Raw genomic sequence first — 9,244 nt, forward strand, 5'->3', positions numbered from 1 at the left:
GAGTTATCCTATATACATAAAATAATAAACTAAACTTCAGAATATAATGAAAACTATTTGTTTATACTTTGAGATACATCAGATAACCCATTTAAAGCGTTATCGTTTTTTTGACATTGGTACTGATCATTATTATTATGATGATTATGAGAACGAGCGTACTATTAATAAAATAGCAGAGCAAAGCTACATACCAGCGCTTAATACTATACTTGATATGATAAAGGAGTATGGCGACTATTTTAAAGTAGCTTTTTCTCTTTCAGGAGTAGGTATAGAGCAGTTAGAAATATATGCACCACAGGTAATAGAGAAACTTCAGGAGCTTAATAGTACAGGCTGTGTCGAATTTATAGCAGAGCCATATTCTCATGGTTTATCCTCTTTAGCTAATAAGGAGTGTTTTAAAGAAGATGTATTGAGACAAATAGGAAAGATAAACGAACTTTTTGGGCATAAGCCTAAGATCTTGCGCAACTCTTCTCTTATTTATAATGATGAAATAGGATTGGTGGCTTCTCAAATGGGTTTTATAGGTATGCTCACAGAAGGAGCTAAACATGTTCTTGGCTGGAAATCTCCACATTATATATATAATTGCGCTTTGCAGCCTAAACTGAAATTATTGCTAAGAGATATTAATCTTAGTGATGATATTTCTCTACGTTTTGCTAATACAAACTGGGAAGGTTATCCTCTTTTTGCGGATAAGTTTGTAAATGATATTGTAGCTTTTCCAGAAAAGGAAGAGTTTGTAGGATTATTTATGAATTTATCAGCTTTAGGCATAGATCAACCTTTATCAAGTAATATTTTAGATTTTTTATATGCTTTGCCCAGATGTGCTAAGGAAAGAGATATTACTTTTAGTACTCCTTTTGAAGTGTGTAAAAAGTTTAAAAGTGTTGGATCTTTAGAAGTGCCAGATACGTTAAGTTGGATAGATGAAGAACGTGATGTTAGTACATGGCTTGGCAATTTAATGCAGCGTGAAGCTTTTAATAAACTTTATAGTGTGGCAGATCGTATTCGCATAGCCAGAGATCCAAGTATTAATCAAGATTGGTATTATCTTCAAGCTAGTAATAATTTTCGTTTAATGTCTACAAAGCCTTCACATGTAGGTATATATCGTGGCATTTTTAATAATGCTTTTGATGCGTTTACAAATTACATGAACATTTTAGGAGATTTTATTAATAGAGTAGATGCTCTTTATCCTGCTGATATAGATAATGATGAGCTAAATAGCTTACTAACTACAATTCGTAATCAAGGAGAAGAAATAGAAATAAAAGATAAAGAAATTGCTCGTTTAAAGGCGAAAATAGAGAAAATAGAAAAAGATAAAAGTAAGGGAAAGAAGAATACAAAGAATAAAGTTACTGGTAAAAAGCAAGAAAAATAAAGACAGAGTAAATAGAAAAGTATGTGAAAGCTATTCTTTTTCTAATACTTTATCCTATTTTTTTTGGAAGATTATCATTACCTTTGCAGAAAAATATAGAAGTATGCTTTTAGAAAAGATAGATAATCTACTCAAAGAAGTAAACCAATTATCAGCAAAAAATACTGAAGAGGTAGAACAGTTTCGTTTGCGATTTCTTAGCAGAAAAGGTGAGATTGCGGCTTTGATGAGTGAGTTCCGTAATGTTGCAGCCAATCAAAAAAAAGAAGTTGGGATACGTATAAATGAACTAAAGCGAAGGGCTCAAGAAAAGATTAATGCATTAAAGGAACAGCTCGAAGTAAAAGATGCCCAAAGCAATGATATTGATTTAACACGTACAGCTTATCCTATAGAGCTTGGAACACGTCATCCTTTAACACTTGTGAAGAATGAGATAATAGATATTTTTGCCAGAATGGGTTTTACTTTATTTCAAGGCCCAGAAATAGACGATGATAAGCATGTGTTTACTATGCTTAATTTTGCAGCAGATCACCCTGCACGTGATATGCAAGATACTTTCTTTATAGATCGCAGCAATAGTGTCGATGTTACTAAAAACGTACTTTTACGTAGTCATACTTCCAATGACGAGGCTCATTATATGTCTACACATAAACCACCTATACGTGTACTTTGTCCAGGACGTGTATATCGTAATGAAGCTATAAGTGCTCGTGCTCATTGTTTTTTTCACCAAGTTGAAGGACTTTATATAGATAAAGGTGTAAGTTTTACTGATTTAAAACAAGTTCTTCTGACTTTTGCTCGCGAGATGTTTGGTGTTAACACAAAAATACGCTTGCGCCCAAGTTATTTCCCTTTTACTGAGCCTAGTGCAGAAATGGATATTAGTTGTAATATCTGTGGAGGAAAAGGTTGTGGATTTTGCAAACATACAGGTTGGGTAGAGATATTAGGTTGTGGAATGGTTGATCCCCATGACTTAGAAGCTTGTGGTATAGATCCGCTTATTTATACAGGATATGCTTTTGGAATGGGTGTAGAACGTATAACAAACTTAAAGTATCGTGTAAGCGATTTACGTCTTTTTTCTGAAAATGATACTCGTTTTTTACGTGAATTTGAAGGGGTTCAATAATTTTATTATATAGTATTCCTTAAAAGATATAGAGGGTGTGTCAAAAATGGCAAACCCTCTTTTTTCATATCACAAACTCCAAACTTTCATAAACACGAGCTTTGCTATTCCATAATTTTTTTGTATCTTTTTATATGAGGTGTTTGTTTCTAAAAGGTTTGCGTAACTCACTTAAAATGTTTATCTTTGTTTTATTTTTATGTGTAAACATATAGCATCTATTTTTCTATTATGGACATAGATATAAATTTAAGAAATAACAAGGCTGAACTTTTGGCATATTTCAGAAATCGTGCCAATGAGATAGTTAGCTAACTGGCACTCCAGTATTCCGCAGCCGATTATAAGAAAAGGGCATCTGCCCTGAACAAGGCAATTATTCAGAGTAAGGAAAATCTGTTATTAATTGTTGAGGAGACGGCAAGAGCGCAACATTGAACAAACAATGATATTCTTGAGTGTGTGCTAATGATAACTTACACAAATGATGTGGTTATGCTAGAATCGCGTAATGCTGTTTGGGAATATGACTATATGGCTTTTTCCCGAAGAGTGGGTGAATTGTGGGAGCCATTTTGCAAATTGTGTTTCAAATATCCGTCCACAAGAATTGCGTCTTTTGTACCGCCTTTATTTTCTGAAGTAAAGGCGAGCCTCTCAACGGAAATTGCAACTTATATAGATGGTTTGGCTATTATGTTTGACGAAAAAGCACAACTTAAACGCTATTATGACAAGGTGTGGGGACTTGTGACATCAGGTGAAATACAGTTGGAATGCGACTTGCATTTCACAGACGGAACAGCCAAATATATTGTAGATTTCAAGAGTGGATTCGGCTCAAACGAAAAAGGCAATACAAATAGGCTGCTTCTTGTCGGGAGTATATATCAGAATATAGAGGCAGAAAACTACAAGTGCTTGATATTCGTTCGCTCTACAGAGAATAACCACTACTTGAACACGCTCCAAAATTCAGGAGTGTGGAAAACTTCATGCGGTTCTGATACATATTCTAAAATATGTCATTTCACGGGTTTTGACATTCACCATTGGATAGAGAACAATATTGATTGGATGAACGACTTTGCACCTCGGATGAGGGAAACGGTTACGCATAACAATCTTCAGAATTATCTTATCTGGTAAGTATATGGACACTGCATTGACATATCAAGCATATTATACAAAATCAAACCCCATACTCAATTATATGACAGGCATGTTGCATTTCAAACCACACGACCTAATATTGGAGCCGTGTGGAGGAGATGGTGTATTCATAGACAAAATATTGGAAAATACTCAAAATGTGCAAATCAGTGTTTTTGAACTTAATTCGTCTACTGTGGCTGGTCTGAAAAGCAAGTATAGTATGAAATCTTGTGTATCAATCAAGGAAACGGACACCTTGCTTGACAAAGCGATTTTGGAGTGCTCGCAAAGATATGACAAGATAATAGGCAATCCTCCTTATGGTGCGAGGAGCGACGAGCATAAAAAGGCACTTCTCAACAAATTGTACCCTGATTTATATACAAAAGAGAGTTATACCCTTTTTCTTTATGCCTGTACCCGCTGCTTGAAGGAAAACGGAGAGTTGTGCTTTATCGTGCCCAATACATTCCTGTCTCTTCATAGGCATTTGTCCATTCGTAAATTTTTGCTCACCAATACCAAGATTAAAGAATTGGCTCTTTTCCCCTCTTCATTTTTTCCTGGAGTCAATTTTGGTTATGCAAATCTTTGTATTATTACATTGGAGAAAAGTTCAGACGTTTCTCAGAATCTGAACAACGAGATTGTGGTCAGGACAAAATTCAAGACAGTGGAGGAACTGGAGCAAAGGGATTGTGGTGTAATGAAAACTGTATCTCAGAAATCTGTACTTGAAAGTATTGGCTCGGCATTCATGCTTAACTCTACCAAACAAATTGCAGAGCTGGTAAATGACAGGAGCATAAAAAGAATTGGAGACATAGCAAGTTGCGTTACTGGCTTTTATTCGGGATATGACAAAAAGTATCTTCACCCAATCAATAAAGAGGTAAAGAATGCTAAAAAATACGGCTGCGCAGACAAAGAGCGTATTAGGATGACATCGTTATCCCAAAAAGAGAAAGAGAACGGAATATCAGAGCTATGTTGCCTTGTGCCGATTGTAAAGGGTGGAAATGTTGAGTATGTCAAACCCAATCATTGGTTTATGGATTGGTCAACTTTGGCTATTACAGAATATAGACAAAATAAAAAATGTAGATTCCAAAATTCGGATTTCTATTTCAAGAATGGAATAGGTATCCCTATGATACGGTCTTCAAGATTGACAGCCGCGTTGATTGACGGAAGATTGTTCGACCAGTCAATAGTAGGTGTATTCCCCAAAGATGAAACTTGGGTGTATTATCTCTTGGGCTTTTTCAATTCGTCCGTCTGTACAGAACTTATAAATGCCATTAATCCCTCAACAAACAATTCTGCAAACTATATTAAGAAAATTCCATTTGTCACACCTGTTGAAGATGTAAAGATCAAAGTCGATGCTTTAGTCAAGAAGATAGTTACAGTATTGAAATCTGGCGAATCAGACATAAGCGCATACAGGATAGAATTAGATAAAATCTTCGCTAATCTGTATTCTAATAATGTAGGAACATACAAAAAAGCTAAAAGTACAAAATCTACACCAAGGCAGTTGAACTTTCTTGATAGTCAGAGCAATTTATGATAATGTGATGGTTACGAACCGTATAGCTTGCGAGGGGGATTCTTTCAGATGTACCCCTTATTGCCAACTAGCTTGCCATATATGAAATATAGAAAGAGACCTCTGCAAAACTTATTGTTGAAGATTTGCTCATTTCATCATATTTTTGTACCTTTATGGTATGAAACAAACTCTTTCTTCTCCCAGTTTTGCCGATGTCGTTCTCGGTCAGTGTAAGATCAAGTAGACCTCCTTTTTCCAAATAGATAAATTAATCGATTGGACACCTATCCGTGTTATCATAGAAATCGCTTATACCAAAGGTTATAAATCAACAGGTCGTCCAAGTTATGACAGCTTGATTTTATTCAATATTATACCTTAGTTCGGGATAAGAAAACGCAAAAAAGTAAATAAAGAATAAGGTAGTCTCATAAATATTTTGTACCTTTATAGTTAATAATCAAACAGTTACAAATATACTTACGCAGACTACCGATTACAAAATTACTGAATTATTCTGTGTTATAGATGATTTTTGCAAACATTTTGGAGCTAAAAATGGCTGGAAACTGCTTTTAGGTGACGATACCACGAAGCGTAGAAGGCGTAAGGCTTCCTTGGCCGACAGCGAAATCATGACTATTTTATTGTATTTCCATTTCGGAACATTTCGTAATTTCAAGCACTATTACCTATTCTTCATCAAGGGGACTTTTAAGACGTACTTCACTAACACTGTCTCTTACAACCGTTTTGTTGAACTTGAAAGTAGGGTGTTTTTCCCTCTTATGTTCTTTCTTAATCTGCGTGCATTTGGAAGATGTACAGGTATTACATTTGTTGACTCAACAATGATTCCTGTATGCCACAATCTTAGACGCTATGCCAACAAGGTGTTCAAAGGCGTTGCAACAAATGGGAAAGGAACAATGGGCTGGTGTCACGGATTCAAGCTTCATCTGGCATGTAATGACAGAGGGGAAATCATAGCTTTCGTTCTTACTGGAGCAAATGTCAGTGACAAAGACACAAAAGTTTTCAAGGTTCTTGCCAAACGTCTGTATGGCAAGCTGTTCGCTGACAAAGGATACATATCACAAAAACTTTTTGACTTTCTTTTTGAAGATGGTATTCAGTTGGTGACGGGGCTCAGGGTAAATATGAAAAACAAACTCATGCCTTTCTATGATAGAATGATGCTGTGAAAAAAATATATCATAGAAACCATCAATGATCTTCTGAAAAACACTGCCCAAATTGTACATTCACGCTATAGGTCTGTGACAAACTTTATCATGAATCTTGTATCTGCCTTGGGGGCATACTGCTTCTTTGAAAACAAGCCAGAAGCTCTCCAGGGATATTGCATAGAAGACACTAAACAGTTGGCGTTGTTTTAAGCAACATTTTTTATCTAAATCATATCCCATTCATGATAGAGTGGGATGTATTATCGTGCACATAATTCTAACAAGGAATAATGCTCCTAACTTATCAAAATATAGACGGCTTAACCCGAACTGGGGTAAGAATTGTGACTTTTTAATTTTGAGTATCTCCTTCAACACTATTTTGAGTTCAGCTTCCTCTATCGTATGAAAAAGTCCACTATGGTGTGCTTGTGGGTTTGCTACCGATTCGACAAGTCCTGCGGGAAGATGAATGACAAGTGTGTCCCTACCAAACGCAGTTGCACATCGCTCTAAAGAACTTAGGCGTATGTCTTTTCCCAACTTGCAGGTCTTTACAAAATTAGAATACTCAAAACCTCCTAAATTAGCTACCAGCTTTACATTAATGCAAGTTGATAACATCATGTCAATGGTTGGTTTTACTATGAAAATTCGTCCTTCCTTATTTGATTTACATCCTTTTTTACGAGCCATATAAAATGAGATTAATGTTTTTAGAATGCAAAGTTCATATGGATTGAGTTTTTATCAGAATATTACAAAACCATTATTTGGCATTATTATACCATTTTGTTATTTTATTCAATTACACTATATCATGACCTCAGTGCACCGTGCACTGAAAATTGTAGCCAAAAATTTTTAAGATATTTAACATCAAATACTTGGAGAAGTCTCATTTTTTTTTTTAGTACTTTTGAACCCAAGATTTGCAAGAGTGCAATTCTATCAGCAGTATCTATGAGTACTCTCAAAATACTCTCTTGTGGCTACAATATGACTACACGAAAAAAAGTTTGAAACGTATAAAATGTTACGATACAAGGAGTTGCAGAGTTTAGTTCATAAACCTCTCTCTCTGCAAACAAGGGTGTAAATCGACATATTAAATGTAGGAGTAAAGCAGAAATAATATATTAACAATTTAAATTTCAAGAAATGATGAAAACATTAAGATTGATTGGAATGGCTTTGTTAGTCATCGTGATGAGTGTTAGCTTCAACGCTTGTTCAAATGATGATGACGAAAATAAGGAAGCCTCAACATCATTAGTAGGCACAACTTGGAAAGTCACTTCTGTTGACAATGCAGGTGGACATTTCAACCATTGGACTAACGCAACAGGCACATTCAACAAAAATGGTACTCTTACTATCAACCCTAAAACAGGTTGGAACTACACTCGTTGGACTTTGAACGACAAGACATTAAAGATTGTCGTTGGTGAGAATGCAGCAGACGATTACATTGAGGGGACAATCTCTATCAATGGCAAGTCTGCCGAATGGGACTGCTATTGGGCAGATGTGGATGGAAAATGGACTAACAAGGACAAGCCCCACGCAATAGTTCATTTGCAGAAACAGTAGAGCAATGTGGATATGCCTTGGGAAATCACAGAAAGATTGCTTTACTCCTTTACAATAAAAAGGACTGAAATACGTTATTATATTGTAAGTAGCCAGTGGTATTTCAAGACATATCCGCAACTGACTTTTTATAAACAAGAGCAAAAGCAAGGTCTATTGCAAAATTCACCTTATTTGCTTAGAGAGTAGTTGTTGACTGATTGTTGACTAATTGTTTCTCGCAGAGTGTTCATTAATAGTCAATGATATAGCACAAATGACTTGTAGCTCAGTTGGTTGCACGTAAAAGCACAGCTTTCGTGTGCCGCAGAGAGCAACAGATCTATGATCTGTATTCCATACATATCTTGTTCAATATTTATAGTCGTTCAATAGGATTGAACACTGCAAAGATAGTGAACGGATGCCTACCAGTTCCCTTGTTTACGTAGCATTTCATCTATCTCTTCCCGAAGGAAAAGTAATCTGCCATTGGCTTTAAGATAAGGAATTTTTCCAGCCCAAACCCAATTGTAAATGGTCTTTTGTTTCAACTTCAAAGTTTTGGAGACATCTATGATATCCAAGTATTCAGGTTTCAATGGAGGGTGAATGGTCGTATCTAATATATTGCTGTCCGGTAAAACTCAAAAGAGCATAAATATCCTCCCCGAAGCCCAGTAAAATTAGACTTCGGGGTTTATTTTTTCAAAAGTAAGTCCCCTCTTAATCGAAAAGACTTGGTTCAGGTGGTGCTTTTTACATCTTCTTTGCAAGGAAATCATTCCAAGTTTTTTCGGGATTTTCCATGAATGCGATAAAATCAACGTAGTACATAAGCATAAGTCTTATCATGGTAACAACTTGCGAGAATGCACAGTGTCTCTTAATGCTTCTTTATAGGACTGTTATCAGCAGATTTGCAATCAAGACTACCCATGTCTGTATTTGTATGGCATTGACGCTGTCCCCATAGAAGAAATGAAGCGGGAAGTTCTGTTTAAGTTGTTTGTATAACGACTCGATAGCCCATCTTAAGCGGTAAATTTCAGCAATGTCCTCAACCGTGAAGTCAAAGTTGTTGGTCAATAGTACAACAGGTCTCTTTGTCTCGTAAAATATCTCCACCCTTCGTGCCTCGTGGGTGAGTTCTCCTCTTATAAAAAGCACTTTCTGATCAATATGCGTTACGAGGCCCTCTGCATTGACATACGTAACGG

At 35.9% G+C, this 9,244-nt stretch carries 7 protein-coding genes and 3 pseudogenes; 7 read left to right on the forward strand and 3 right to left on the reverse strand.

Annotated elements, in window-relative coordinates; all coding sequences use genetic code 11:
* Window positions 1-46 precede the first annotated feature (46 nt).
* The 6 genes and pseudogenes from HMPREF9018_RS10235 to HMPREF9018_RS10255 all read left to right on the forward strand — a co-directional run bounded on the left by HMPREF9018_RS10235 (window position 47) and on the right by HMPREF9018_RS10255 (window position 6,662).
* The gene (locus HMPREF9018_RS10235; RefSeq protein ID WP_008451332.1) at window positions 47-1,408 is read left to right on the forward strand and encodes a glycoside hydrolase family 57 protein; all 1,362 of its coding nucleotides are present in this window, start codon (window positions 47-49) and stop codon (window positions 1,406-1,408) included.
* Between the two features lie 103 nt (window positions 1,409-1,511).
* Window positions 1,512-2,552, forward strand: coding sequence for a phenylalanine--tRNA ligase subunit alpha (gene pheS / locus HMPREF9018_RS10240; RefSeq protein WP_008451342.1), 1,041 nt, complete (start codon window positions 1,512-1,514; stop codon window positions 2,550-2,552).
* A gap of 495 nt (window positions 2,553-3,047) precedes the next feature.
* Complete coding sequence (locus HMPREF9018_RS10245) at window positions 3,048-3,701, forward strand: hypothetical protein (RefSeq protein ID WP_157794599.1); 654 nt, start codon at window positions 3,048-3,050, stop codon at window positions 3,699-3,701.
* A gap of 4 nt (window positions 3,702-3,705) precedes the next feature.
* Window positions 3,706-5,280 (forward strand): Eco57I restriction-modification methylase domain-containing protein, encoded by a 1,575-nt coding sequence (locus tag HMPREF9018_RS10250; protein ID WP_008451340.1) that lies wholly within the window; start codon window positions 3,706-3,708, stop codon window positions 5,278-5,280.
* 160 nt (window positions 5,281-5,440) lie between these two features.
* Window positions 5,441-5,635, forward strand: a pseudogene (locus HMPREF9018_RS11345) (IS5 family transposase); the annotation flags it as partial.
* Window positions 5,636-5,738: 103 nt separating this feature from the next.
* A pseudogene (locus HMPREF9018_RS10255) lies at window positions 5,739-6,662 on the forward strand (IS982 family transposase).
* Window positions 6,663-6,692: 30 nt separating this feature from the next.
* Here HMPREF9018_RS10255 and HMPREF9018_RS10260 read toward each other — a convergent pair.
* Window positions 6,693-7,148, reverse strand: coding sequence for a hypothetical protein (locus HMPREF9018_RS10260; protein WP_232724677.1), 456 nt, complete (start codon window positions 7,146-7,148; stop codon window positions 6,693-6,695).
* 465 nt (window positions 7,149-7,613) lie between these two features.
* On the opposite strand from HMPREF9018_RS10260, the gene HMPREF9018_RS10265 reads away from it, so the two are divergent.
* Window positions 7,614-8,045 carry a hypothetical protein gene (locus HMPREF9018_RS10265; protein WP_157794600.1) on the forward strand — a complete coding sequence of 144 codons (432 nt, stop codon included), beginning with the start codon at window positions 7,614-7,616 and terminating at the stop codon, window positions 8,043-8,045.
* A 407-nt stretch (window positions 8,046-8,452) separates the two neighbouring features.
* Here the strand turns inward: HMPREF9018_RS10265 and HMPREF9018_RS10820 are convergent.
* A pseudogene (locus tag HMPREF9018_RS10820) lies at window positions 8,453-8,650 on the reverse strand (helix-turn-helix domain-containing protein); the annotation flags it as partial.
* 271 nt (window positions 8,651-8,921) lie between these two features.
* Window positions 8,922-9,244, reverse strand: a 323-nt coding sequence (locus HMPREF9018_RS10270; RefSeq protein ID WP_157794601.1) for a transposase, incomplete at its 5' end; no start/stop codon positions are given.

It is taken from the genome of Prevotella amnii CRIS 21A-A, from assembly GCF_000177355.1.
Lineage (GTDB): Bacteria > Bacteroidota > Bacteroidia > Bacteroidales > Bacteroidaceae > Prevotella > Prevotella amnii.

Coding starts and splice junctions, on each gene's coding strand:
- HMPREF9018_RS10235 (WP_008451332.1), top strand. CDS start 47: ATGAAAACTATTTGTTTATACTTTGAGATACATCAGATAACCCATTTA.
- pheS (WP_008451342.1), top strand. CDS start 1,512: ATGCTTTTAGAAAAGATAGATAATCTACTCAAAGAAGTAAACCAATTA.
- HMPREF9018_RS10245 (WP_157794599.1), top strand. CDS start 3,048: ATGCTAGAATCGCGTAATGCTGTTTGGGAATATGACTATATGGCTTTT.
- HMPREF9018_RS10250 (WP_008451340.1), top strand. CDS start 3,706: ATGGACACTGCATTGACATATCAAGCATATTATACAAAATCAAACCCC.
- HMPREF9018_RS10260 (WP_232724677.1), bottom strand. CDS start 7,148: ATGGCTCGTAAAAAAGGATGTAAATCAAATAAGGAAGGACGAATTTTC.
- HMPREF9018_RS10265 (WP_157794600.1), top strand. CDS start 7,614: ATGATGAAAACATTAAGATTGATTGGAATGGCTTTGTTAGTCATCGTG.